Raw genomic sequence first — 23,222 nt, forward strand, 5'->3', positions numbered from 1 at the left:
GGCCGGTACGCGCCGGCCGGCTTTGGCTTGAACTTGTGCTCTATATTGGCCCTTCCGGGCGGATTTCAAGGCGGCCTCGCAAAAAGCCTCAACTGGCGGCGGGCGCCTTGCTGACCATGACCATGGCCGGGCGCACCAGGCGCTGGTTCAGGGTGTAGCCCTTCTGCATCACGGCAATCACCGTATTCGGCTCGACCTCCGCGTTCTCCACCATGCTCATGGCCTGATGCAGCTGCGGGTCAAAGGGCTCACCCTGGGGGTCCACCGCTTCGATGTTGTACTTGCGCAGGGCATCCTGGAAGCTTTTCAGGGTCAGCTCGACACCGTCGACAATCGGTTTTACCGACTCGTCGTGGCCGGCGGTCACCTCGAGGGCACGCTCCAGGTTGTCAACGACTGGCAGCAGCTCCTTGCAGAAGCCCTCCAGGGCAAACTTGCGCGCCTTCTCCACATCCTGCTCGGCGCGACGGCGGGCGTTCTGGGCGTCCGCCTGGGCCCGCAGCACCGCGTCGCGGGCCGCCAGCAGGTCTTCCTCGAGTTTCTGGACCAGCTCCTCCTCGGTGGGGCCTTCGTCGTCCTCGGCGCCCGGAGCCTGTTCACCAGCGGCCAGCTGGTCCTCGGCAACTTCCGGCGACTCGCCGTCGATGGCGGGGTCCTTGTCCTGTTTGCTGTCTTGTTCTGCCACGCTGTCCACTCCCTATCCGGCAATAAAGTGACGTGGGCAGGGGTCAAGCGACCCGCGCCCTATCTCTGCTGCGGATATTGGGCCTGGAAACGGAAATTCAAGCGTTCACTGACTGAGGGCGGCGCTCAACATGCGGGCAGTGACATCCACCACCGGAATCACCCGCTCGTAGGCCATGCGTGTGGGCCCGATCACCCCCAGCACACCGAGGGTACGCGCGCCATCGGTATAGGGGGCAGTAATGACGCTGTAGTCACCGAAGACGTCGTAACCCGCCTCCTCGCCAATAAAGACCTGGATACCCTGGGCCCGGGAGCAGCGCTCCAGCAGGTGCAACAGGTCCTTCTTGCGCTCGAAGACATCGAACAGCTCCCGCAGGCGCCCCAGCTCCTCGGGACTGGCCTGGTCGAGAAGTCGCGACTCCCCCGCCACCACATAATCCTCGCCACTCGCCTCGGGCTCTTCCAGGGCCTGACTGGCCAGGTCGAGGGTCGCCTGCAGGTAGTCATCGATGCGGCTGCGCGCCTCGGCCATTTCCCGCAGCAAGTGCTGTTGCGCATGCTCGAGCGCCTGGCCGGAGAAGCGCTGGTTGACCAGCGCCGCGGCCTCGCGCAGCTCGCTCTCGCTGAAGGTGCGGCGGGTGTGGATGATGCGGTTCTGCACCTCCCGCTCGTTGATCACCAGGATCACCAGTACGCGGTCGCCGGACAGCGGCAGGAACTCCACCTGCCGCAGCTGGCGGGCCTCCGGCCGCGGCACGGTGACCAGCCCGGCCTGGGTGGTAATCGCGGAGAGCAGGGAGGAGGCCGACTGCACCAGCTCGCTGGGGCTGCGGTCGGGATTGAGCTGTTGCCGCAGGCTGGCGAGCGCGGCGGCATCCAGGGGCTGCGTCTGCAACAGGCGGTCCACGAACAAGCGGTAGCCCTGGGCGGTGGGGACCCGACCCGCCGAGGTGTGGGGCGAGTGCAGCAGCCCCCGCTCCTCGAGATCCGACATGATATTGCGCACCGTCGCGGCGCTGACCGGGAGGCCGGCTTCTTCCACCAGGGCCCGCGAAGCGACCGGCTGACCGTCGCGGATGTGCCGCTCGACCAGGCTCTTGAGCACGGTGCGGGCGCGTTCGGAAAGTTCGTCTGGGCGCATTGGGCTCCGCCTGTTTAACCTGCCTGATTTATAACCACATGAAGGCGCAGTGACAAGCCGGTGACCACTCCTGCTGTTTATGGTAGGCGGCAACTGGGGTATAACAGGCGGGCATTTCACGAGGCCAACGACGCCATGCTCACCCACCTCAGCATCCGCCACTACACGGTAGTCGACCAGCTGGAACTGGAGTTCAGGTCCGGCATGACTGTGATCACCGGGGAAACCGGGGCCGGCAAGTCGATCATGCTGGACGCTCTCGGTCTCTGCCTGGGCGACCGCGCCGATCCAAAGGCCATCCGTCCCGGCTGCGAGCGGGCGGAGATCACCGCCAGTTTCGATATTGGCAACAACCCCAGCGCCCGCGCCTGGCTGGCGGAACGCGAACTCCTGCATGGCGACGACTGCCTCCTGCGCCGCGTGGTGACCGGCGAGGGGCGCAGCCGGGCCTGGATCAACGGCAGTCCGGCGACCATTCAGGACTGTGCCAGCCTGGGGCAGCGCCTGGTTGACATCCATAGCCAGCACGCCCATCAGTCCCTGCTGCGCAGGCGTGTCCAGCGGGACCTGCTGGACAGTTTTGCCGGCCAGGAGGCACGGGCGCGGGAGGTGGCGGACCTCGCCAGGGAGTGGACGCAAACCCGCGAGGCCCGCGACGCCCTCCGCGATGCCCGAGAGGAGCAGGACGCGCGGGCCCAGCTGCTGGCCTACCAGGTAGGTGAGCTGGAGGAACTGGGACTGGCCGAGAATGAGCTGGAGCAGCTCGAAACAGACCAGCGGCAGCTGGCCAACGCCGAGGAAATTCTGCAGGCCGCCCACCAGGCCCTGGCACTGTGCGAGGAGCCGGCGGGAGCCATTCGCCAGGCCCGGCAACTGCTCTCGGGCCGCCTGCACAGCGGCAAGACCGTGGACAACGCGCGGGAGCTGCTGGAGTCGGTCGGTATCCAGCTGGATGAGGCGCAGCGGGAGATCCAGCGCCACATCGACGGCGTGGAACTGGAGCCGGAGCGCCTGGCTGCGGTGGAACAGCGGCTGGCACAGGTCCACGACATCGCCCGCAAGCACCGGGTACGGCCCGAGGAGCTGCCGGCCCTCACCGAAACGCTACGCGCCGAACTCGACGAACTGGGGGGCGGTGATGAACGCCTCGCCAGCCTCGAGGCCACGCTGGAGCAGCTGGCCGATCGCTACCGCGAAACCGCCGCACAGCTGGGCAAGGCGCGCCGCAAGAGTTCGGCGAAGCTGGAGAAGCAGGTCACCCAGCTGCTCGGCGACCTGGCCATGAGCCAATGCCGCTTCCAGGTGGCGCTACACCCGCGGGAAAGCACCGCCCCACACCCCCAGGGCCTGGAAGACGTGGAGTTCCTGGTCAGCACCAACCCGGGCGCGGAGCCCCAGCCCCTCGGTCGCATTGCCTCGGGAGGCGAACTCTCGCGCATCAGCCTGGCCATCCAGGTGGCCACCGCCAGCCACAGCACCCTGCCCAGCATGGTCTTCGACGAGGTCGATGTGGGGATAGGCGGGGCTGTGGCGGAAGTCGTCGGTCGCCTGCTGCGAACCCTGGCCCGGGATACCCAGGTACTCTGCGTCACCCACCTGCCCCAGGTGGCGGCGCAGGGCGACCAGCACCTGCAGGTCAGCAAGACGGTCAAGCGGGAAGCGGCCCTGACGCAGATGGCGCCCCTCGACGGAGACGAACGTACCCGCGAGATCGCCCGCATGCTGGGGGGGGTCAAGATTACCGAACAGTCACTGGCGCACGCCCGGGAGATGCTGGGCACCCGGGACGTGGCGGACGCCTGAAGCGTACCGGGCACCCACCCGGGGGGCCCCGTCGGGGGCGGAGCTAGTCCTTCTCGCCGATCTTGCGGACGTACAACACGAGGGAGTGATCGACAATCTCGTAGCCGTGGGCCTCGGCGATTTCCCGCTGGCGCTGCTCGATGACCTCGTCGTGGAACTCCACCACATCACCACTCGACATGCAGACCATGTGGTCGTGGTGTTCACCCTTGGCCAGCTCGAAGACCGAGTGGCCGGTCTCGAAATTATGCCGCGTCACCAGACCGGCACTCTCGAACTGGGTCAGTACCCTGTAGACCGTCGCCAGGCCCACGTCCTCGCCCGCCTCCAGCAGCGCGCGATAGACATCTTCCGCACTCAAATGCTGGGAGCTCTCCTCCGTGGACTCCAGGATCTGCAGGATTTTCACGCGCGGCAGGGTCACCTTGAGACCGGCCTTGCGCAGCTCCTGGTTTTCAACGCTCATGATCTCGGGGGTTCTCTGTACAGGACTGTGGCGTTATGATGCCACTCCCTGTTCCGAAGTGGAAGTTCTGGCCCATGCGCATTCTGCTGATCGCCTTCGCCCTTGCTTGTCTCACCGCCTGTGGTGGGATCGGATTCCCGGGGGTGTATCGCATCAACGTCGAGCAGGGCAACCTGGTGACCCAGGACATGGTCGACCAGCTCAAGCCCGGCATGACCCGGCGCCAGGTGCGCTTCATCATGGGCACGCCCCTGGTCGAGGACAGCTTCAATCGCGAGCGCTGGGACTACCCCTATGTCATGCGTCGCGGCGACGACGTCATGCGGGAATCCCAGGTGACCGTCTATTTCGACGGTGACCGGCTCACCGGGGTCAGCGGCGACTTGCAGCCGGCGTGGGCCAACAGCGAATCCTGAATTTCCCCCCGGCACCGGACCCGCGAGGGGCTACCCCCTAGTCTGTGCCTCCCTCCGCCCCATCGCCGGCCTTGGCCTTGCGCTCCTTGACCCGCGCGGCGCGCGCCTTGCGCACTTCCTTCGGGTCCACCTTGAGCGGACGGTAGATTTCCACCCGGTCCCCCGGCTGCAGCACCTGCTCCGGGGCAACCACCTTGCTGAAAACTCCCAGCCGGGCGTTTTCCAGGTCCAGGCCCCCGAAACGCTCGGCGATGCCGGATTGACGCGCGGCCTCCAGGGCCGTGGTGCCCGGGGCCACTTTCAGGGGAATGATCATCTGCTTGTCCGGCAGCGCGTAGGCCACTTCCACATCAATGCTGTCGTCGTTGCTCATCTCACTCATCCATTACACGGTCTGCCGGTGACTTGCGGCACTCACCCGTAAAGCTGCCTGGCGCGCCGGCCGAGGGCATCCACCAGGCTGTTGGTCACACGGTCAAACAGGCGCGTCGCCGCGGCACCGGCAATCACGCTGTTGACCGAAAACTCGAGATCCAGGGTAACCTTGCAGGCCGTCTCGCCAAGCGCCAGGAACTCCCAGCGCCCCTCGAAGCGCTCGAAGGGACCATCCAGGAGCTCCAGGGTGATACGCCGCGGGGCCTCCAGCGTATTGCGGGTACTGAAACTCTGGCGAATGCCGCCCCGCGCGAGATCCAGGCGCGCCTCCACGACCTGGTCGTCGGCCCGCAGCACCTCGGCCCCCACGCACCCCTCCATGAACTGCGGGTAGGCGGGGATATCATTGACCAGGTCGAACATCTGGCGGGCGGGATAAGGCAACAAGGCGTGGCGATAAATGCGGGTCATGGATCCTCGGGGGTCAGTACAGCAACAGCGCGGCGACCAGCACCAGCAGGGCCGCCGGGGGCGCAATATACCGCACCAGGCCATACCAGAGGGAGAAAATCCAGCGCGGCTCCCGCGACAGTTGTCGCCGCAGTACCCGCAGGCGCAGGCCCCAGCCGACCAGCAGCACCAGCAAGAGGGTTGACAGTGGCAGCAGCACCGCACCGGCGAGCCAGTCCATGCCGTGGAACAGCACCCCCCGTCCCCATTCGCCGGCTTCACCCGGATCCAGGGAGCGCATGCCCTGCCAGGCCAGCCACCAGGCCAGCGCCCCCACGATCACCACTGCGGTGAAGCGGCGCAACCGAAACTGCTGCATCAGCGCCCCGACCAGCGGCTCGAGGATGGCCACGCAGGACCCCAGCGCCACCAGGGACACCAGGCCGAAGAACAGTCCGCTGTAGATGTCTCCCCCGGGCAGGTTACCGTAGGCATAGGGCAGGCTGATGAACAGCAGCTCGGGGCCCATGCTGGGCAGCTGATGACTGGCAAAGATCAGCGGAAAGGCCACCAGCCCCACCGACATGGCAACCACGACGTCGAACAGGGCAACGGCTACCACGGAACGCCCCAGGGGTACCCGGCGGGGCGCATAGGCGCCGAAGCAGACCCCGGTGCCCACCCCGATGCCCAGGGTGTAGAAGGCCTGGCTGAGGGCGACCAGGCCGGCCTCGCGATTGAAATCCAGCAACTGGAAGGCAAACAGGAAATCCCCTGCCTGACGCAGCTCCCCCTCGGCAAAACTGAATTCGAGCAGCAGCACCAGCGCCGCCAGAAGCGCTGGCACCAGCAGCCACACCAGCAGCCCGAGCCCCAGGCGCACGCCACCGAGCAGGAACAGGGCCACCACCACCAGAAAGCCGGTCTGCAGCGGCATCAGCTGCACGCCATCCCCCAGCAGAGCGGCAAAGTAATCGCCGACATCCTTGGCACTCGCGGCGGTGAAGGCACCGTTCACGCTGTCCGCCGCATAGGCCAGCGACCAGCCGGCAATCACGGTGTAACAGGCCACCAGCAACAGGCCGGTCAGGCAGGCCAGCCAGGGCCAGAGCAGCCAGATACGCGACAGCGCCGAGCGCTCGACCACGCGCCCGACGGACTCCACCACCCCGGAGCGCCCCTGCCCCCCGATCACCAGTTCGGCAATCAGCACCGGGATGGCGAGGAGAAACAGGCAGAGCAGGTAGGTCAGGACAAAGGGCGCACCGCCGTATACCCCGGCCAGATAGGAAAAGCGCCAGACACTGCCCATGCCCACCGCTGCAGACGCCAGCGCCAGCAGGAAGGTGGTTCGCCAGCGCCACTCACCCAGGGGGTTGTCCGGAAAATGGCTCACGCTTGTGCTTGTCCAGATTGCATGACTGCAGAGTGCCCCGGATTCACTGCACTGAAAAGAGGGAAAATCCTGTAATCCCCCGTATAATGCCGGCCATGGCCAAGAAACCCAAGACACCCGACAACGTAATCGCCCGCAACAAGCGCGCGAGTTTCGACTATCAACTGCTGGATACCTTCGAGGCCGGCGTCGCCCTGGAAGGCTGGGAGGTAAAGAGCCTGCGGGCGGGCAAGGCCCAGCTCACCGACTCCTACGTGCTGATGAAGAACGGCGAGGCCTGGCTGCTGGGCGCACAGATCACGCCCCTGGACACGGTCTCTACCCATTTCGTCAGCGACCCCACCCGCACCCGCAAATTGCTACTGCACCGCAAGGAGCTGGCGCGCATCCTCGCCGCCACCTCCCAGAAGGGGCAGACCTGCCTGTGCACCCAGCTGTACTGGAAGGGCCACCTGGTCAAGGCGCGCCTGGCGCTGGCGCAGGGCAAGAAGGCCCACGACAAGCGCGAAACCGAGAAAGAGCGCGACTGGAACCGGGAGAAGGCGCGTATCCTGCGCGGCTGAGGTGCTCTCACCAGAGGCCCCGCGACGCAGATTCAGGCGAACATGATACTCGCGCCAATAGCGAACAGCACCAGCAGGGCCACCCGACGGTAAAGCCGTCCGCCGTAGCGATCAAAAAGCCAGAAGCCCAGCTTGTCACCCAGAAACATCGCCGGAAAAGCGAGCAGGAACAGCCAGGGTGCCCGCGTCGTGACAAAGCCGGCGCTGGCATAGGCTGCCAGCGCCATCAGCGCCGCACCCAGGAAGAAGGTCATCAACAGGGCCCGACTGCGCGCCGGCTGCGGCTCCGTGGCCATGGCGTAGACGATCACCGGCGGGCCGGGAATGGCGAAAGCCCCATTCAGCAAACCCGAAGCCATGCCGGTCAACCCGCCCAGCCAGGGGCCGTGCCGGTGATGCCGGGGCCGGTAGAACGCCAACAGCGCACAGGCCGCGATCACCGCCGCACCGATCCAGAAGCGGAACTGTGCCGGCGAGAAACGCTCAAGAAGGTTCGCCCCCACCCAGGTACCCAGTCCCGCCAGTAGCAGCATGGGCATCAACGGGCGCAGAGGAAACACGCCCCAGTAGCTTTTTACCGTCAGCAGGTTGACCGCCAGCGTCAGGCTTGCACTCAATACCACCGCCTCCGTGGGCGGCATCACCAACGCGAACACCGGCATCGCCGCGAGGGCGAAGCCAAAGCCGGTAAACGCGCGCAACACCGCCGCCAGCACCACCACCAACCAGAGCAACAGCACCTCGGGCAGGCTGATGCCGGCGGTCAGGGCCTCCAGCAAATCACGCACGGGTCACCCGCGGCGACAGATGCTGCCAACGCCCTGCTCAGGCACGTGCCAGCGGCTCGGGCAGCGGCACGCCAAAACGCTCGGCCCACGGGGTCAGGTCAGCCAGGATGCTGGGGTAGAGGCTCACCCCCTCCGCCAGCTGGCGCTGCCGCTCACCCCAGGCACGCTGCCCGGGGAAACGTGCCGGGGATTCGCCCTCGGGAACCCGGCTGGCAACAACCAGCTCCTGCAGGGCGGCAAGCTGGCGGCGGAAGGCCGCCGGGTCGCCAAAGGCGCCCGGATCGATCACCTGCAGGAAGACCGAGTTGGCCTCGCCGTCCTCCCGGGCGGAGGCGTCGGCGCGACCATAGCCCCCCAGGGCCATGCTCAGCACCTCGGTGGCGATGGACAGGGCCGCGCCCTTGTAGCCGTGTGTTGCTCCACCGATGGGCATGATGCTTCCCGGAGGCGGGCCCTCCAGTGCCGCGGGGTCGTCGGTGACGCGACCCTGGGCGTCCTTCAGGCAGGGTTCCGGCAGGCGCTTGCCCTCCCGGCGGGCGCGGGCCACGTAGCCACCCGCGGTCACCGACATGCTGATATCGAACAGCAGAGGCATCTCCTCGCCCGGCGCACACAGGGCAATGGGGTTGGCAGAAAACAGCGGATCGATACCCCCGAAGGTACTCACCGTGTTTTCCGCCGGGGTCGAGCACGTCATTATCGCCACCTTGCCAGCCTCGATCACCCGCGGCAGGTAGGCCGCCAGGCAGGCGATATGCTGGCTGCGCCGCAGGGTCGCCGTGACCACACCGTGCTCCGCCACCCGATCCAGGGCTTGCTCGAGGGCTCGGTCCACCACCCAGGGCCCCGGCAGGAAGCCCGCATCCCAGTTAAACACCGATCCGCGGTCCGCCAGCACCTCCGGGTCGCCCTCCACCCGACTGTCGCCGTCCAGCAACCACTGCAGGTTGCTGGCCACCCGGTTCATGCCGTGGGTGGTGAACCCCAACAGATCCGCCTCGAGAAAGACCCGGGCCAGTACCGCCGCCCGCGGTTCCTGCAGACCCGCAGCCACAAACAGGCGGGTAGCGAACTCGGCGAGCCGGGGATGGTCGTAACGAGGACTCATGCTGTCTCCTTGCTGATCGATCGCAGTGACCGCGCGACACCGCCGCGGCACGCACTGCGAACCCCGGGAGCAGCGCCCCGGGCAATGACTGTCGGGGAACTTTAACAAAGAAAGCAGTCTAACTTCTCGAGCAGGATTGATGTACACTCTGCTCAACACTCGGGGGCGATACGGATTCGACGTCAGTAGCGAACCCTGCGGTGCATGCCGTGATGGCAGCCAATCACGTTAATCCAAAGCTGTACCTTAATAGTTGCCAACGACGACAACTACGCTCTGGCGGCATAAACCCCGCTAGCGGTCTTTAGCAAGGTGCCAGTACCGCGTTGAAGACCGTCATACAGAACTGGATCGCAGCAAAGCTCGCCCTGGGCCGCGCTGTTAAAACCTTACAGGGCTCGCCAATCACGTCCTGACCGTTGGGCTGTGTGCGGCTAAATCAATAAACGGAAACTAAGCATGTAGAGCCAAAGGCAGAGTACTGACGGACGCGGGTTCAACTCCCGCCGCCTCCACCAAAACCCAAACCCCGACCCTCCCCGGTTGGGGTTTTTTATGCCCCCTCCACTGCACTTTACCTACTTGCTACCTACCTCGGGCACGCAGGCAGCCCCAGTCCGGGCCCGTTCAGGGTCGGCGTCGCTACAGGGCCGTCGCAAACGGCGATATGCTATGGTTGCCTCAATCAGCGTGAGCGGCTTCCACAGCCGCGCGACCACTTAAGCAAGAGGAAGTCGAGAATGCCACATCGAACAGAACGATACTTTCGCGCGCTACTGGTCGGCATGATCACGCTGGCCACAACCGTGCTCGCGCCCGTGGCCGCGGCAGAAACCACCCTCGCGCCCACGGGGCTGAAGGTGCTGGTGCGGGCGAACGATGCCAAGTTCATCGGCAGCGGGGTGGGCAACCTGAATGTCGTGGTACGCAATGCGGCCACCGGAGAATTGCTCGCGGGTGGTGCGATTACCGGGCCTACCGGCGACACCCGGGCTCTGATGCAGGAACCCCAGACCCGCGGCCACACCGCCGTAGAGGGCGCTCCCGCCAGTTTTCAGGCAGAGCTGGCGCTGGCGCGCCCCACCCGGGTCGAAGTCAGCGTCACCGGCCCCCTGGCGGTGGCCCAGAGCATCCAGGCCACAGCCGTTACCCTGTGGATGATCCCTGGCCAGGACCGGGTAGAACAACCGCTCATCCTGCACCTACCGGGGCTGATCACCCAGCTGCTGGATTACACCCTGGATGCAGGTCGACTGGACCTGCGCGCCAGCGTGACCATGATCTGTGGTTGCCCGATAACCGAAGGGGGTCTGTGGCCGGCATCGGATTTTCGGGCGACAGTACAGCTTTACCGGGAGGATGAGCTACTTGCCGAAGGCCCCCTGGCGTTTACCGGGACGGACAATGAGTTCGCCGGCACGCTGGATCTCCCCGGCACGGGCGATTTCGAGATGGTCATTCACGCCTACCAGGTCAGCACCGGCAACGCGGGCGTCTACGAGCGCGCGCTCCGGGTTGAATAAGCGCCTCCATGGGTAACCGACACACTGCCCGGGCCGGCAGGCACTGGGTTTTTGGCTACGGCTCATTGATCTACAAAGTGGATTTTCCATTCTTGCGACGCGAGTCGGCTGCGGTATCCGGTTGGGAACGCCGGTTCTGGCAGGGCTCTCACGACCACCGGGGTACCGTTGACGCCCCAGGGCGCGTGGTGACCCTGGTGCCCTCTCCCGGCGCAGTGTGCAGAGGCATGGCCTACCTGATCGATGAATCGGTCTTCGAGCACCTCGACCACCGGGAAAAGAATGGCTATCGACGCCACGAAGTGGACATTTCCCTTGCCGCTACCGACACCGCGGTGACAGGGGTTTTGTATGTGGCCGACGAAGGCAATCACGCCTTCCTGGGTCCGGCCTCCGATGCCGAGATTGCGGCCCATATCGCGCGCGCCTCCGGGCCCAGCGGCAGTAACCGCGACTACCTGCTGCAATTGGCCGACGCCCTGCACGAACTCGATGCGTCCGATCCGCACGTGCACGGCCTGGCAAAGCTGGTTCACGAGCTAACGGCGGATGGCGCCAGCTCCTGAACTGGCGCCATCAGAGGCGCTGCCACCCGGAACGCAACTCACGACAGCCTGTTTAAGCTCCGCCCAGCTTTATCCCTGCTCCCGCCAAGGGGAGCTGCCTCGGGTTCCGGCATAATCCACGGCACGGACAGCTGGCAAACGAGGGAGGCCCGGCCATGAAAATCACGCTCCAACAGCTGCAGCGAAGCACGGGCCTCAAGCGCATCGTGATCCATTCCCTGGACTGCAGTATGTATCTCGCCTACGCCGACTTCGGCGGTGACGCCCTGCTGGTAACCGAGCCCGACGGCAAGGCCCTGCGAACCCGCAATGTCACGGCCATGAAGCAGCGGCTGGCGGAAGTTCCGGTAGCGGCGCTGTTCCTGCGTCAGCAGAGCGCCTACGATGAAATGGTGGGGCAGCCGACGCGCGAGGGTGACAATAGCCTGGAGGTTCCACTGGCCAGGGAATGGGGCGATCCAACCTGGGATAAGCGGGACTGACTGACCGAGGCGAATCACCCACCGCCGCGACGTTGGCGACGACATCGCTCACTGCAATAACGCACCTGGTCCCAGCATGCACGCCACTTGCGGCGCCAGCTGAAAGGACGCTGACACACCGGGCAGGTTTTTTCGGGCAACTCGGCTTTGGCGGTTCGTTTCATCAGAACGTCCGACGCGGCAATGATGGCGGAGGGGGTGGGATTTGAACCCACGGTACGCTCGCGCGTACACCTGATTTCGAGTCAGGCCCGTTCGACCACTCCGGCACCCCTCCACGCCCCCGAACGGGGAACGCCATGATACCAGTTTCCGGTCGAGCGCGCTGCTCCCAACAGTGTGCGCAACTGGACAGCTTGAATCCCGTTCCACCGGCATGCTTTACAGCCAGGGGTTGCGTGCCTAGCATGAGTGCCACGTACCCCTGAGGAGAACCGTCATGCGCCAATCTGCCTTCTTCGCATTGCCCGCCGTGATCTTGCTGTCTGCGTGCAGTGGCGGCGAGACCACACAGTGCACAGCCGCACCGCAGTCGGCCTGGCATGACGAAGCGCGCTTTCGACAAACACTTGTCGATCAGGGTTACCAGATCAACCAGTTCAAGGTGACCGAGGGCAACTGCTACGAGATCTACGGCTTCGACCCCGATCAGACCAAGGTCGAGATTTACTTCAACCCGGTCAACGGGAGTATCGTCAAACGCGAAGAAGGCTGACGCGGTGAGCGGGCCGGCGTCCCTCCCGGTCTGGGGCCCCTTCATTCGCATCTTTCACTGGAGCCTGGCGGTTGCCGTGGTGACCAACTACTGGTTTACCGAGGGCGGCAGCGACCTGCATGTCTGGATCGGCTATGCCGCTTCCCTGGCGGTTCTGGCTCGCATCGCAGGGGGCCTGGCTGGCCGGGGCCATGCCCGCTTCGACAGCTGCCCGGTGAATCGCGAGACGATCCGCGAGCATGTGCTGGCATTGCGCCAACGCAATCTACCCCCAGACTCGGGCCACAATCCGCTGGGCGCCCTGATGATCTATCTGATGTTCCTCTTGATCGCCATCCTGGCCATCAGCGGCACGCTGCATGAACAGATTGACGCACTCTACGGGGACCCACTGCTGCAGGGCATCCACGCCTTTGCCGCACAGGTGCTTTGGGTCTGCGCGATGACCCACGTCGCCGCGGTGTTCCTGGTTCAGGCGCTTGGGCGCATACAACTGGTCCGCCCCATGATCACGGGTTATCGACAACTTCGGAACACGCCCGAGCGCCCCGAGGACAGGCAATAAAGCGCCAGGCGCCGCGGCCAGCGCGCCTTAGACGCACCCCGCTTTTTTCTGTACCATTGCCGGCCTTTGTGCGCCCACCACCCTTCTGTGGGCACTTCCGCGCCCCGACGGGGCCGGCACCCTTCGGCTTGTCAGCAGCAATGCAAGCCGGTTGCGCGCAGCCGCCGGCTGCCCATCACTCGCGCCCAGGGCGTGAACCGACAATCGACAATCTGACTGGACGGAGCACGATGCCGACGACGCAGCGAATAGTGTCTATTGCCCAAGAACAGCCCCTGCCCACGGAAACCGAGCAGTTTCCGCCACAACGATTCAAGGTCTATACCGCCCGGCAAATGGATCGCATTCCCCAGTTGGCGGGGCTCCCCGAGGCGCTTCGCTTTGAGATGCAGGTGGTGGCCAGCGTGCTGCCCTTCCGGGTCAACGACTATGTAATCAACGAGTTGATCGACTGGGACCGGGTACCGGAGGACCCGATCTTTCAGCTGCTGTTCCCGCAACGGGAGATGCTCGAACCCGAGGCTTTTGAGCGGGTCGCCCACGCCCTGCGGGAGAACCTGCCCCGGGACGAGCGGGATGCCATCATCGCAGATATCCGGGCCAGCCTGAATCCACACCCGGCAGGCCAGCTGGAAGACAACATTCCGACCGTCAACGGGGAGCGCATCAACGGTCTCCAGCACAAATATCGCGAAACCGTGCTGTTCTTCCCCTCGTCCGGGCAGGTCTGCCACAGCTATTGCACCTTCTGTTTCCGCTGGGCCCAGTTCGTGGGCGACAAGGACCTGCAGATTGCCACCAAAGAGTCCGGCGAACTCCAGGCCTACTTGCGGGAACATCGGGAGGTCACCGATGTACTGGTCACCGGCGGCGACCCCATGGTGATGAAGACCCGCAATCTGCGGGCGCTGATCGAGCCGCTGCTGGAGGAGGAGTTCGCCCACATCCGCACCCTGCGGATCGGCACCAAGTCGCTGACCTTCTGGCCCCAGCGCTTTGTCACCGATGAGGATGCCGACGATCTGCTGTCACTGTTCCGTGAAATCCAGGCAGCCGGCAAACATCTGGCGCTGATGGCGCACTACAATCACTGGCGGGAGCTGGAACCGGCCATTGCCCGGGAAGCCATCCGGCGCGTCCGCGAAACCGGCGCGCAGATCCGGGCCCAGGGCCCCCTGCTGGCCAACATCAACGACGATGCCAATGTCTGGGCACGACTCTGGCAAACCCAGGTGGAACTCGGCATCATTCCCTACTACATGTTCGTGGAACGCGACACCGGGGCGCGCCGCTATTTTGAAGTGCCCTTGGTAAAAGCCTGGGAAATCTACCGCGACGCCATGCAGCGGGTTTCCGGCATCGCGCGCACCGCCCGCGGCCCCAGCATGAGCGCCCACCCGGGCAAGGTGGAGATCCAGGGTGTCACCGAAGTCCACGGTGAAAAGGTACTGGCTCTGCGCATGATTCAGGGCCGGGACCCGGACTGGGTACAACGCCCTTTCTTTGCCCGCTATAACCCCGAGGCAACCTGGCTCAACCACCTCGAGCCCGCCTTCGGCGAGCAAGCTTTTTTCTTCGAGTAACGCCGAGCTGTACCCACGACCCAGGGGCAATACCGCCCACCGACCGGGAACGCGCTGGCGTTTCCCGGTCGGGCGACCTTCTGTCAGTCAGTAGGCCGTCGGGTCCTTGAGGTAGATGATCAGGGCTCGACGCCGCTCTGGGTCGCGAATACCCGTGTAGCCCGGGCACATGCGCGGCGCCAGCTCATGGGGTGCAGCCAGCCAGGCATCGAGCTGCTCCTCGGTCCAGGTCACCTGCGGGTCCGGCATGTTACCGGAGTAGGCGAAGCCCTCGACGGCACCCGAGGGCCTGCCGACCAGCCCCTCGAGATGGGGGCCCCGCCGCTGTCGGCCCGTGGCATCCACGGTGTGGCAGGCGACGCAGTAGAGGAACTGCTTCTTGCCCTTCTCGCCATCGGATCGCGTTTCCGCCGATAACGACTGCGCCAGAACCGCCAAAAGCACCGCGGCGGCCCAAAGCGGACCGCGCGCCAGCCCACAAGCGGGCACGCCGTCGCAGACCGGAAACCTAGGCGTCACGCTGGTAGGTGCCCACCAGGCGGTTCATGCCAATCACGTTGGGTTCAATCCGCTGCAGCAATTCCTGCAAAGACAGACCGGCCGGCAAGTCGAGTGCCTGATCCAGGGCCAGCACCCAGAAATAGTACTGGTGCGGACCGTGGCCGGGGGGCGGCATCGGGCCGCCGTAGCCGGTATTGCCAAAGTCATTGACACCGGCCGTGCCCTGCTTGTCGCCCTCCGCCAACGAGGTCGTCGCGGCAGGCAGGTTATAGAGCACCCAATGCACGAAACCGTAGCTGCCATTGGCGCTGACCAGCGGCGCGTCGGGGTCGTGGCAGATAACCGCCCAGGCCTTTGCACCTTCCGGCGGCTGGCTCCAGGACAGGGCCGGCGATACATCTTCCCCCTCACCAGTATGACGTGCGGGTATGCTTTCCCGCGGCCCGAAGGCCGTGCTGCTTACGGTCAGGTCTGACAGGGCAAATCCCATGGCTTTCCTCCTACACTGGAACAATGGGTGTCATGGAGACGCGAGGGCGTCACAACGATTGAGCGCCATGGTAACACCTTGGGTACGCTCCGTTGGAGCGGTGCGGGAAACCTGACACGCCAGCGGACCTCGCATGCGCGCAGGCGGACCAGAGTGCTATGCGGGCGGCTCCCGCTCCTCGGGCAGGGGCTCCACAATCATGGACAGACGCTCGCTCTCGTGCTCGGGATGCGTGGTTTCCAGTGTGGGCAGACTCCGGTTGACCCGGGCAGAGAGCTGACCGAAGCGTTCCACCTTGCCATAGAGGCCCTGTTGACCGGCCACCGCGGTTACAGCGCTGTTGTAGTGGTTACTGACGGTGTTGAGCGTATTGCCCAGACGCTGCAGACGCTCCGCCACCAGGCAGACCTGGTTGTAGATCTCGCCGGCCCGATCGCTGATTTCCCGGGCCTCGGCATTGCTGCGCTCCATGACCCAGAGGTTGGCCACGGTGCGCAGAATGGGGATCAGGGTGGTGTGCGAGACCAACACTACACCCCGGTCGTAGCCGTAACTGAACAGCTCGCGCTGGTGCTTGAGCGCCTCGATATAGGCCGGCTCGATCGGCATGAACATCAGCACGAAGCTGGGGCTGCGAACCCCGACCAGGCGCGTGTAGTCCTTGCCGGCGAGATCGTCGATATGGCGCTTGACGGCGCGCACGTGGGCGTCCAGGGCCAGGCGAGCGCTTTCGGGAGAATCCGCCGCCACCGCGCGCTCCCAATCGGCCAGGGACACCTTGCTGTCGATAATGATGTGCTTGTCGCCCGGTAGGCGCACCAGGTAGTCGGTCAGCCGCTGGCGCCCCTCGGGGTCGCGGAAGCTGCTCTGGGTGTCGAAATGGTCCCCCTCGATCAGCCCGCTCAATTCCAGGGTACGCTGTAACTGCGCCTCGCCCCAGGCACCCAGCTGCTGCGTGTCCCCCTTGAGCGCAGCACTGAGGTTACCGGCTTCCTCGCTCATCCGGACGCCGACATCCATCACCTTGCGGATTTCCGCCGCCAGCTCCGCATTGCCCCGCAGGGAGGCGTCGTGAACCTCATTGATTCGCCGCTGAAAGCCTTCCACCTGCTCCCGGAAGGGCTTCAGCAGCACCTCGAGGGAGGACTGGCTGCTGGCCGTGAAACTCTTGCCTTTTTCCTCGAAGATTCTGCTTGCCAGGTGCTCGAACTCCCGACTCAGTGCCTTGCGGGTATCCGCCAGCAGGTCGAGCTGCTCGCGCAGGTGAGTCTCGCGCTCCCCCGCCCGGGTTTCCAGGGCGGCATAGTCGCTGCCGAGGGTCTGGTAACGTTGCTGCAGGGCATCGAATCGCCGGCGCGCCTCCAGCTCCGATTGCTGTAGCTCGACAATGCGTTGCTCCAGGTCTCGCATGCGCTGTTGCTGGCCCTTCACATGTCCGACCAGCTTCTGTTCATTGAGCGCCTGCTGGTGGCTGATGCGCCGCAACGCAGACAGTTTTCGGCTGGCGATCAGGAGTGCCGGCACGGCCACCAGGGCCGCGCCGAGAAACAGGGCGAGCAACAGCAATGGCAGGTCAGCCAGTGCGGGCGAGTATTGAGGCATCGAATCTCATCTGCCGGAAGAGTACGCGGAACATGAACCGGCGGGACGAGAATGTCAACGCACGGCTGCGCATTGCCGACCATCCCGCCAGGCAGCACGGGTCCGCACTGCTCACAAAGCCGGCGGCGGCAGCCTGACGGGCAGCGGGCGCACTCCGAAGTAGCCCGGGTCGGCCCTGAAGGTTTCATCGTTCGCCGCTCGAAACAACATGATCGTGCCCCGCTGCCCCTCCAGTGCCCAGAGCGACACGAAGGCATCGCGACTGAGCACCTGGTTTCCCCATGACGGATCAGCGAGCTGCACCCGCCCGTGGGAGTCCACGCCGCGCAGTACGCTGAAATGAGCCTGGCCGCGCACCACCAGGCGCACCAGAACGGGAACCCGCAGGGACATCAACAGATCCACCGGCAAGGACAGCGCCGCCGCCTGCAGGCCTCGGTCGGCGGCAAGCTGCTCCAATACGCGCCAGGACACCCCGCGCGACTGCCAGTCGGCGGGTAACTGCCAGCTGTCGCCCTCCTCCACCAGGCGCTCCAGCAGAGCCTCTTCGGAAACCGGGCGCTGCCAATAGTGGCTGATATAGGTGGCCAGCGCCGCGACGCCGCAGGAATAATCGAGCCCCTGACGCACCACCCCCTCGTCGCGGCGCGCCACCCAATCGGAAAAGGCTCGTGCCGGTTGCGGGGAAAGCGCCACTAGCGCAGCCAGCCCGACCGCCAGCAGATACCGTCCCTTATGCGGCAGTGCTGGTAGTTCGCTAGCCCACGCGACCGCGCGGCTCATAGTCGCTGCCCGGTGGCAGCTCCTCGCGCAGCGCCGAGAGCGCCCGGGAGCGGCTCATCCAGGTAGCAACCCCGGAGACTACCGCGAGACCCGCGCAGGCAAAGACCACAAACAGCGGTGCCTCCCAGCGCCCGCGAAACAAGGCCACCAGCAATGCCATGACACTCGTGAGGGCAATCAGCCCCTGCAGAAAACTCCGGCGCCAGTAACGTGACCAGAGTTGCTCGAAACGCATGTCCCGCAGTTTTTGCTCCAGCGGTGGATACTTCATGTACTGTCCCCCCCTCCATGGTTGGCACCTCCCTTGCAGTGTAGACCAGATCCAGAAAGCTGCTCCGGCCAGCACGCGGCCGGAGCAAGGGATGGCGTCAGTGCTGACTGATCAGGGCACTATTGCACCCCGAGCAGCTGCCACCGCCACTGCTGACGGTGGGGATGTAGTAGCCCCAATAGAAGCCCATCAGCGCCAGGTCCAGCCCCGCGATACCGGCGACCACACCAATCAGGGGGGCCATTTCCCCCCGGTTTTCGACCATTGCCTGGTCACCCAGGGGCCGAGCCTGCTCCAGGGAGACATCGCCAGCGAAGGCACTAGCCAGCCATGGCTCCGCCGCCGACTCCGAGGCGGCCGACGCCAGGGCAGGCTGCCCCATGGCAACCGTGAAGACCAGACTTGCAGTAAGCGTTTGCAGTGTTTTCATCGTACGACTCCTTGTACGTCACAAATGGTATGAAGTTGCCCGCTTCCCAGGGCGGGCGGTTTGACCACTCCCAGGTCAAAACCGGTACAGCCATTCGAAGCTAAGCGACGCGCCATCTCCACCGCTGGTAGTAATCTGGGTGTCGGCAAACAAGGTGCTGCGCTCACCGACCAGCAGGCCCAGACCCAGGTTCAACGCCGACAGGTAGCTGGCACCAGCCAGCGTTTGCTCCGCCAGGCGATCCCGCCCCCGGTGCTGCAAGGTGACCCCGCCGACCAAGGTGACGCGATAGTTCACCGCGAAGTTCACCTGCGGCCTGAGTACCCACTGGGAACCGGGGCGGTAGTCACCGAGCGCCGTCCGCTGCGCCAGCTGGTGCTGGTATTGCGCGGCAACCGACAGCACCAGCGGATCAATGGCCCGGTACAGGGTCGCGCCCAGGCGCAAGCTGCGCCCCCACTCCCGCGTCGCCCCGGGCAGTGCCCCCCGCCCAAGCAAGTCCACCGAACCCTGGAGCAGCAACGCCGGGGTACGCGTGTCCGGGGAAACCAGCCAGTTGGCCCCCAGGGACAGGTCCCAGGTATCGCGGTCCGGCTGCCGGTCACCAGAGAGACGCGAGGCATTGGCGCCAAGATGGACCTCCAGCTGCCGGGCCAGACCGTGGCGCAATCTAACGGTACTCACAGTGCCCTGTTGCTGTGTATTGGACGGGGCGAGGACAGCGCGCTGACCGGGGCCCGGGGGGACGGTCAGCACCACCCGGTCCTGGTTACTGAAACTGACGCTGCCCTGCAGCTTGGTCACTCGCTCCTCCACCAGCAGCTCATCAATCGACAGGGGTAACTGCGCGTGCGTCACACCGCTGACGACGAGACAGCCTGTGCAGATGGCCCACCTCAGTCTTCCTGTCATTGCTGTCCCTCCCTGCGCTACCGGAGTCGCTCATCGCTGTGTAAACAGCATGCGTCAAAGGCTCGAGGATCCAAACGTCGCATGCAGGCAGGAACCATCCCCACACTCCGAAATCCGTGCAGGAACGGCCAATAGCCACTTTTTTCCTGAATGCACCACATTGGTTAGCCGGCCTGACGGCATCTCGCCCACGCCCCGCCGCTGTGCAAGTTGACGGCGGAACAGGCCTTTTTTGCACTGCAGCGGGGATTGGGTATGACCAATTTGTTACATGGTGTAACAAGGTAGTGCAGCAGGAGGCCATCTCGGCGTGGTAACAGGCTGTTCACACAAAATTTTTAGGCTGATGGCTCACCACACGCTTGCAGGAGAAACACACTGTGTGCATATTAGTAACACGCCTGGTAACAAACCCGGCGAACTGACCCGACACCACGAGGATACCGCCATGAAAGCTCTGATGACTCTCCCCGCCCTGCTCCTGGCCGCCAACACCTGGGCAGCCTGCCCTGCCGCCAAGCCGGAAACCGCGCCCGTCGTACCGGATGGCGCCACTGCCAGCTTTGAAGACATGGCTGCCGCGCAAGAAGCCGTGAAAACCTACGTCGCCGACATGGAAGCCTGGCTCGAGTGCCGCAGCAACCTGCACCCGCTGATGCACAACCGCGCCATTGCCCTCGCGGAAGCCGCCGCCGAGAGCTACAACATGGAACTGTCCAGCTTCCGCAAGCGCGACCAGCTGCTGGCCAACAACTGAGTTGTCTTTCGTCCAACCAGCCGGAGAACCGCCGATAACCATAACCAGGCGGTGCCAGCTCGCTCCTCGCTTCAATTTCCCGCCCAGCTCTCTCCCGCAGTAATCCGCTTCCCAAGCCCCTGATCACGGTCACACAGCGTGTGGTTGTGTCGACAGAAAGATTTCCCCTACTATGGACAGGCCACCGTGTTGACGGTGTCGACATAATTTTAATAACGCCATTCAGGTAAGGATGTTCCCATGCCCCAGTGTTTCCGGCAGTTACCCCTGGCTTGCGCCCTCTCTCTCCTTTCCGCCGCTTCCCAGTCCCAGGTCCTTGAGGAAGTGATCGTCACGGCGCAGAAGCGCGCCGAGAGCCTCCAGGACGTTCCGATTTCGGTGTCCGCGATGCAGGGCGAGAAACTGCAGAGTGCCGGCATCCCCAATATGCAGGCGCTCTCCGACCATGTCCCCAACCTGTATATCGCCGCTGCGTCGATGAACACCAACATCTACATGCGCGGGGTCGGCTCCGGCAACAACCAGGGCTTCGAGCAGTCGGTCGGCATGTACGTCGACGGGGTCTACATGGGCCGCGGCCGGCAGTACCGGGCCGGCTTCCTCGACCTGGAACGGGTGGAAGTACTGCGCGGCCCACAGGGAACCCTGTTTGGCAGGAATACCGTGGCGGGGGCCATTAACGTGATCTCCGCCTCCCCCGACCCGGGCGGCGACCTGGAGGGCGAAATTGCCCTCTCCGCCGAATCCCACGATGGCCGTATCGCCGAGGGCTTCGTCCAGGGCTCCCCCAGCGACACCCTGGCCATGCGCCTGGGCTTCAAATACCGGGAAACCGACGGCTACATGGACAACGAGTTCCTGGACACCAGTGAGGGTCAGATCGAGGAGAGCGGGCTGCGGCTGACCACGGTGTGGGAGCCAAGCGACGACCTGACCATCAACTTCAAGTACAGCACCATGGAGCACGATCGTGTGGGCTCCCCCTCCACGACCAAGCTCTACCTGGCGGACCCGGCGGCACGGGACGCCCTGTTCCCCAATCGCTCGGCCTTCGCCACCATCGGCTACCTCCTGACTGACACTTTCTTTCCCGACTTCAATGAGATCACGCAACGCGATTTCGTGGCCTACAAGGACAACGGCTATGGCAACAGTCGCGCGGATGGCCAGGGGCTGGGTCAATATCCCGATGGTACCGATGAAGAGTACGACACCCTGGTGCTGAACGTGGACTACGAGCTACCCGGGGGCACCCTGACCTCGGTCACCGGCTGGACCACCTATGAGTTCGTGGACGGCGTGGATGTGGACTGGCTGCCCCTGCAGTTCATCCACCGCGACGACGTCCAGGAGTTCGAGCAGTTCAGCCAGGAATTCCGCTTTGCATCCCCGGGTGGCGACTTCTTCGACTATGTCGTGGGCGGCTATTACGAGACCAACGACCTGGAGATCGACCGCCGCGTCACCATCGACCTGAACGCCGATGGCCTGGTACCGCAGCTGCTCGGCGTCAACAGCCTGTTTACCCTGCTCACCGGGGGCGCTTATACGGCCAACCAGCTGGCGCGCAACCATTATCACCAACAGGATGCCGAGTCCTGGGCCGTGTTTGGCCAGGGCACCTTCAACCTGCGGGACGACCTGCGGGTCAGCGTCGGCCTGCGCTACACGGAAGAGGAGAAGGACGTGGTCAGCACCCAGTTTGTCAGCGATGACCTGACGGGACTGGGCACGCCTACCGACAACTACTTCGCCCTGCAAATCGAGGCCACCAACTTCAACAGCTATCCCTTCGATTTCCGCGAGGACCGCAAGACCGACAAGTGGATCCCCTCGATCAACGTCCAGTGGGATGTCACCCCGGACAGCATGCTCTATGCCAGCTTCTCCCAGGGCTTCAAGAGCGGCGGCTTCACCGACGCCGACGACCAGGAGCCCGGCCAGCTGGCGCCAGGCAGCTTCCCCTGCGTCCCGGGCCAACCCCTGGAAGCCTGCTACGACCCGACCGTACCCAACGATGACTTCGAGTTCGAGGACGAGGAAGTCGATGCCTTCGAGATCGGCGGCAAGCACATGCTCTTCGGCAGCCAGCTGATGGTGAACTGGGCCGCGTTCTACACCCTTTACGACAACCTGCAGACCTCGATCTTCAAGGGCATCAGCTTCGGCGTCACCAATGCCGCCAAATCGGAGATTCAGGGGGTCGAGGTCGATCTGCTGTGGCAGGCCACCGACCGCCTGCGTCTGGGCCTGAATGGCGCCTGGCTGGACGCCACCTACGACGAGTTCCGCAACGCGCCCTGCACCGCCATCCAGCTCGATGTGGACCCGGACTGCGGTACCGAGTTCGGCTTTACCAACAACGACCTGTCCGGTGAGCGCACCATGTTTGCGCCAGAATACACCGCCTCGCTGACCTTCGATTATGCCCTGCCCCTGGACAACGGCCTGGAGCTGTTCTCATCGGGCGAGGTCAACTACCGGGATGACTTCGAGCCGGGTGGTGACAATGACCCCCTCGACCGCATCGACAGCTACTCGAAGACCAACCTGCGGCTGGGGATCCGTGGGGAACAGTGGGAGCTGATGGCCTATGGACGCAACATCTTCGACAAAGAGATCTATGTCCAGAGCTTCGATACGCCGGTGCTGGCGGGAACCCACAGCCAGTTTATCGACGAGGGCCGCATCGTCGGGGCGCGCATCCAGTACCGCTTCTAGCGGGACGCGCAGGCCGCGGGTGACGATCAACCATCACCCAGGGAGCAAGTGATAAAAAAGCCCCGCCGACAACCGCCGGCGGGGCTTTTTTCTTGCCGGGCCGCTCACCAAAGGCAGCTACCCGGGCC

General features: G+C 64.6%; 27 protein-coding genes, 1 tRNA gene and 1 other RNA gene. 12 read left to right on the forward strand and 17 right to left on the reverse strand.

Annotated features, from left to right (window positions below):
- Positions 1-88 precede the first annotated feature (88 nt).
- Together grpE and hrcA are read right to left on the reverse strand one after the other, a co-directional pair.
- Entirely contained in the window at positions 89-685 is a 597-nt protein-coding gene (gene grpE, locus ACYVGS_RS05005; protein WP_460587539.1) for a nucleotide exchange factor GrpE, read from the reverse strand.
- Positions 686-790: 105 nt separating this feature from the next.
- Complete coding sequence (gene hrcA, locus ACYVGS_RS05010) at positions 791-1,828, reverse strand: HrcA family transcriptional regulator (RefSeq protein ID WP_460587540.1); 1,038 nt, start codon at positions 1,826-1,828, stop codon at positions 791-793.
- A gap of 135 nt (positions 1,829-1,963) precedes the next feature.
- On the opposite strand from hrcA, the gene recN reads away from it, so the two are divergent.
- A complete protein-coding gene (gene recN, locus ACYVGS_RS05015; RefSeq protein ID WP_460587541.1) occupies positions 1,964-3,631 on the forward strand; it encodes a DNA repair protein RecN in 1,668 nt (555 codons plus the stop codon).
- Positions 3,632-3,674: 43 nt separating this feature from the next.
- Here recN and fur read toward each other — a convergent pair whose 3' ends face one another.
- Positions 3,675-4,097 carry a ferric iron uptake transcriptional regulator gene (gene fur / locus ACYVGS_RS05020; protein ID WP_460587542.1) on the reverse strand — a complete coding sequence of 141 codons (423 nt, stop codon included), beginning with the start codon at positions 4,095-4,097 and terminating at the stop codon, positions 3,675-3,677.
- 74 nt (positions 4,098-4,171) lie between these two features.
- Here fur and ACYVGS_RS05025 point away from each other — a divergent pair, with 74 nt between their 5' ends.
- Entirely contained in the window at positions 4,172-4,513 is a 342-nt protein-coding gene (locus ACYVGS_RS05025) for an outer membrane protein assembly factor BamE (RefSeq protein ID WP_460587543.1), read from the forward strand.
- Positions 4,514-4,550: 37 nt separating this feature from the next.
- Here the strand turns inward: ACYVGS_RS05025 and ACYVGS_RS05030 are convergent, their stop codons facing one another.
- From ACYVGS_RS05030 to ACYVGS_RS05040, 3 genes are read right to left on the reverse strand one after another with little or no spacing between them, the layout of a single operon-like run.
- The gene (locus ACYVGS_RS05030; protein WP_460587595.1) at positions 4,551-4,886 is read right to left on the reverse strand and encodes an RnfH family protein; all 336 of its coding nucleotides are present in this window, start codon (positions 4,884-4,886) and stop codon (positions 4,551-4,553) included.
- Between the two features lie 41 nt (positions 4,887-4,927).
- Positions 4,928-5,359 (reverse strand): type II toxin-antitoxin system RatA family toxin, encoded by a 432-nt coding sequence (locus tag ACYVGS_RS05035; RefSeq protein WP_460587544.1) that lies wholly within the window; start codon positions 5,357-5,359, stop codon positions 4,928-4,930.
- A gap of 13 nt (positions 5,360-5,372) precedes the next feature.
- Positions 5,373-6,734 carry an SLC5/6 family protein gene (locus tag ACYVGS_RS05040; protein WP_460587546.1) on the reverse strand — a complete coding sequence of 454 codons (1,362 nt, stop codon included), beginning with the start codon at positions 6,732-6,734 and terminating at the stop codon, positions 5,373-5,375.
- Between the two features lie 95 nt (positions 6,735-6,829).
- On the opposite strand from ACYVGS_RS05040, the gene smpB reads away from it, so the two are divergent.
- Positions 6,830-7,297 (forward strand): SsrA-binding protein, encoded by a 468-nt coding sequence (gene smpB, locus ACYVGS_RS05045; RefSeq protein WP_460587547.1) that lies wholly within the window; start codon positions 6,830-6,832, stop codon positions 7,295-7,297.
- 32 nt (positions 7,298-7,329) lie between these two features.
- On the opposite strand, the gene ACYVGS_RS05050 is transcribed toward smpB, so the two are convergent.
- Together ACYVGS_RS05050 and ACYVGS_RS05055 are read right to left on the reverse strand one after the other, a co-directional pair.
- On the reverse strand, positions 7,330-8,085 hold the full coding sequence (locus ACYVGS_RS05050) for a sulfite exporter TauE/SafE family protein (RefSeq protein ID WP_460587548.1): 756 nt from the start codon (positions 8,083-8,085) through the stop codon (positions 7,330-7,332).
- 37 nt (positions 8,086-8,122) lie between these two features.
- Positions 8,123-9,193 (reverse strand): Ldh family oxidoreductase, encoded by a 1,071-nt coding sequence (locus tag ACYVGS_RS05055; RefSeq protein ID WP_460587549.1) that lies wholly within the window; start codon positions 9,191-9,193, stop codon positions 8,123-8,125.
- Between the two features lie 161 nt (positions 9,194-9,354).
- Here ACYVGS_RS05055 and ssrA point away from each other — a divergent pair.
- The 4 genes from ssrA (at position 9,355) to ACYVGS_RS05075 (ending at position 11,764) form a co-directional block, all read left to right on the forward strand.
- Positions 9,355-9,711: a transfer-messenger RNA gene (ssrA, locus tag ACYVGS_RS05060) on the forward strand.
- Between the two features lie 222 nt (positions 9,712-9,933).
- A complete protein-coding gene (locus tag ACYVGS_RS05065; RefSeq protein WP_460587550.1) occupies positions 9,934-10,716 on the forward strand; it encodes a hypothetical protein in 783 nt (260 codons plus the stop codon).
- Positions 10,717-10,724: 8 nt separating this feature from the next.
- Positions 10,725-11,282 carry a gamma-glutamylcyclotransferase gene (locus ACYVGS_RS05070; RefSeq protein WP_460587551.1) on the forward strand — a complete coding sequence of 186 codons (558 nt, stop codon included), beginning with the start codon at positions 10,725-10,727 and terminating at the stop codon, positions 11,280-11,282.
- Positions 11,283-11,437: 155 nt separating this feature from the next.
- Positions 11,438-11,764 carry a DUF6482 family protein gene (locus ACYVGS_RS05075; RefSeq protein ID WP_460587552.1) on the forward strand — a complete coding sequence of 109 codons (327 nt, stop codon included), beginning with the start codon at positions 11,438-11,440 and terminating at the stop codon, positions 11,762-11,764.
- Positions 11,765-11,778: 14 nt separating this feature from the next.
- Here ACYVGS_RS05075 and ACYVGS_RS05080 read toward each other — a convergent pair whose 3' ends face one another.
- Positions 11,779-11,928 carry a DUF2256 domain-containing protein gene (locus tag ACYVGS_RS05080; protein WP_460587553.1) on the reverse strand — a complete coding sequence of 50 codons (150 nt, stop codon included), beginning with the start codon at positions 11,926-11,928 and terminating at the stop codon, positions 11,779-11,781.
- A gap of 23 nt (positions 11,929-11,951) precedes the next feature.
- Positions 11,952-12,041: transfer RNA gene (locus ACYVGS_RS05085), tRNA-Ser, on the reverse strand.
- A 162-nt stretch (positions 12,042-12,203) separates the two neighbouring features.
- On the opposite strand from ACYVGS_RS05085, the gene ACYVGS_RS05090 reads away from it, so the two are divergent.
- The 3 genes from ACYVGS_RS05090 to ACYVGS_RS05100 all read left to right on the forward strand — a co-directional run bounded on the left by ACYVGS_RS05090 (position 12,204) and on the right by ACYVGS_RS05100 (position 14,627).
- Positions 12,204-12,479 (forward strand): PepSY domain-containing protein, encoded by a 276-nt coding sequence (locus ACYVGS_RS05090; protein WP_460587554.1) that lies wholly within the window; start codon positions 12,204-12,206, stop codon positions 12,477-12,479.
- A gap of 4 nt (positions 12,480-12,483) precedes the next feature.
- Positions 12,484-13,044: a cytochrome b/b6 domain-containing protein gene (locus ACYVGS_RS05095; protein ID WP_460587555.1), complete on the forward strand. Its 561-nt coding sequence runs from the start codon at positions 12,484-12,486 to the stop codon at positions 13,042-13,044.
- Between the two features lie 251 nt (positions 13,045-13,295).
- Complete coding sequence (locus tag ACYVGS_RS05100) at positions 13,296-14,627, forward strand: KamA family radical SAM protein (RefSeq protein ID WP_460587556.1); 1,332 nt, start codon at positions 13,296-13,298, stop codon at positions 14,625-14,627.
- Positions 14,628-14,714: 87 nt separating this feature from the next.
- On the opposite strand, the gene ACYVGS_RS05105 is transcribed toward ACYVGS_RS05100, so the two are convergent.
- The 7 genes from ACYVGS_RS05105 to ACYVGS_RS05135 all read right to left on the reverse strand — a co-directional run bounded on the left by ACYVGS_RS05105 (position 14,715) and on the right by ACYVGS_RS05135 (position 19,616).
- Entirely contained in the window at positions 14,715-15,071 is a 357-nt protein-coding gene (locus ACYVGS_RS05105) for a c-type cytochrome (protein WP_460587557.1), read from the reverse strand.
- A 64-nt stretch (positions 15,072-15,135) separates the two neighbouring features.
- Positions 15,136-15,618: a YbhB/YbcL family Raf kinase inhibitor-like protein gene (locus tag ACYVGS_RS05110; protein ID WP_460587558.1), complete on the reverse strand. Its 483-nt coding sequence runs from the start codon at positions 15,616-15,618 to the stop codon at positions 15,136-15,138.
- A 156-nt stretch (positions 15,619-15,774) separates the two neighbouring features.
- The gene (locus tag ACYVGS_RS05115) at positions 15,775-17,220 is read right to left on the reverse strand and encodes a DNA recombination protein RmuC (RefSeq protein WP_460587559.1); all 1,446 of its coding nucleotides are present in this window, start codon (positions 17,218-17,220) and stop codon (positions 15,775-15,777) included.
- A gap of 111 nt (positions 17,221-17,331) precedes the next feature.
- Positions 17,332-17,874: a C39 family peptidase gene (locus ACYVGS_RS05120; protein WP_460587560.1), complete on the reverse strand. Its 543-nt coding sequence runs from the start codon at positions 17,872-17,874 to the stop codon at positions 17,332-17,334.
- Between the two features lie 103 nt (positions 17,875-17,977).
- Complete coding sequence (locus ACYVGS_RS05125; RefSeq protein WP_460587561.1) at positions 17,978-18,274, reverse strand: hypothetical protein; 297 nt, start codon at positions 18,272-18,274, stop codon at positions 17,978-17,980.
- A 97-nt stretch (positions 18,275-18,371) separates the two neighbouring features.
- Positions 18,372-18,704 (reverse strand): hypothetical protein, encoded by a 333-nt coding sequence (locus ACYVGS_RS05130; protein ID WP_460587562.1) that lies wholly within the window; start codon positions 18,702-18,704, stop codon positions 18,372-18,374.
- A 75-nt stretch (positions 18,705-18,779) separates the two neighbouring features.
- A complete protein-coding gene (locus tag ACYVGS_RS05135; RefSeq protein ID WP_460587563.1) occupies positions 18,780-19,616 on the reverse strand; it encodes a hypothetical protein in 837 nt (278 codons plus the stop codon).
- A gap of 448 nt (positions 19,617-20,064) precedes the next feature.
- Between ACYVGS_RS05135 and ACYVGS_RS05140 the strand changes: the two genes are divergently transcribed.
- On the forward strand, positions 20,065-20,373 hold the full coding sequence (locus ACYVGS_RS05140) for a hypothetical protein (protein WP_460587564.1): 309 nt from the start codon (positions 20,065-20,067) through the stop codon (positions 20,371-20,373).
- Positions 20,374-20,613: 240 nt separating this feature from the next.
- Positions 20,614-23,094, forward strand: a complete 2,481-nt coding sequence (locus ACYVGS_RS05145) for a TonB-dependent receptor (RefSeq protein ID WP_460587565.1) — start codon at positions 20,614-20,616, stop codon at positions 23,092-23,094.
- The last annotated feature ends 128 nt before the right edge of the window (positions 23,095-23,222 follow it).

This window comes from Haliea atlantica (assembly GCF_054779855.1).

Coding starts and splice junctions, on each gene's coding strand:
- ACYVGS_RS05065 (WP_460587550.1), top strand. CDS start 9,934: ATGCCACATCGAACAGAACGATACTTTCGCGCGCTACTGGTCGGCATG.
- ACYVGS_RS05115 (WP_460587559.1), bottom strand. CDS start 17,220: ATGCCTCAATACTCGCCCGCACTGGCTGACCTGCCATTGCTGTTGCTC.
- ACYVGS_RS05035 (WP_460587544.1), bottom strand. CDS start 5,359: ATGACCCGCATTTATCGCCACGCCTTGTTGCCTTATCCCGCCCGCCAG.
- fur (WP_460587542.1), bottom strand. CDS start 4,097: ATGAGCGTTGAAAACCAGGAGCTGCGCAAGGCCGGTCTCAAGGTGACC.
- ACYVGS_RS05025 (WP_460587543.1), top strand. CDS start 4,172: ATGCGCATTCTGCTGATCGCCTTCGCCCTTGCTTGTCTCACCGCCTGT.
- smpB (WP_460587547.1), top strand. CDS start 6,830: ATGGCCAAGAAACCCAAGACACCCGACAACGTAATCGCCCGCAACAAG.
- ACYVGS_RS05070 (WP_460587551.1), top strand. CDS start 10,725: ATGGGTAACCGACACACTGCCCGGGCCGGCAGGCACTGGGTTTTTGGC.
- ACYVGS_RS05125 (WP_460587561.1), bottom strand. CDS start 18,274: ATGAAGTATCCACCGCTGGAGCAAAAACTGCGGGACATGCGTTTCGAG.
- ACYVGS_RS05145 (WP_460587565.1), top strand. CDS start 20,614: ATGCCCCAGTGTTTCCGGCAGTTACCCCTGGCTTGCGCCCTCTCTCTC.
- ACYVGS_RS05090 (WP_460587554.1), top strand. CDS start 12,204: ATGCGCCAATCTGCCTTCTTCGCATTGCCCGCCGTGATCTTGCTGTCT.
- ACYVGS_RS05135 (WP_460587563.1), bottom strand. CDS start 19,616: ATGACAGGAAGACTGAGGTGGGCCATCTGCACAGGCTGTCTCGTCGTC.
- ACYVGS_RS05140 (WP_460587564.1), top strand. CDS start 20,065: ATGAAAGCTCTGATGACTCTCCCCGCCCTGCTCCTGGCCGCCAACACC.
- ACYVGS_RS05080 (WP_460587553.1), bottom strand. CDS start 11,928: ATGAAACGAACCGCCAAAGCCGAGTTGCCCGAAAAAACCTGCCCGGTG.
- ACYVGS_RS05110 (WP_460587558.1), bottom strand. CDS start 15,618: ATGGGATTTGCCCTGTCAGACCTGACCGTAAGCAGCACGGCCTTCGGG.
- hrcA (WP_460587540.1), bottom strand. CDS start 1,828: ATGCGCCCAGACGAACTTTCCGAACGCGCCCGCACCGTGCTCAAGAGC.
- ACYVGS_RS05075 (WP_460587552.1), top strand. CDS start 11,438: ATGAAAATCACGCTCCAACAGCTGCAGCGAAGCACGGGCCTCAAGCGC.
- ACYVGS_RS05055 (WP_460587549.1), bottom strand. CDS start 9,193: ATGAGTCCTCGTTACGACCATCCCCGGCTCGCCGAGTTCGCTACCCGC.
- recN (WP_460587541.1), top strand. CDS start 1,964: ATGCTCACCCACCTCAGCATCCGCCACTACACGGTAGTCGACCAGCTG.
- ACYVGS_RS05130 (WP_460587562.1), bottom strand. CDS start 18,704: ATGAAAACACTGCAAACGCTTACTGCAAGTCTGGTCTTCACGGTTGCC.
- ACYVGS_RS05030 (WP_460587595.1), bottom strand. CDS start 4,886: ATGAGCAACGACGACAGCATTGATGTGGAAGTGGCCTACGCGCTGCCG.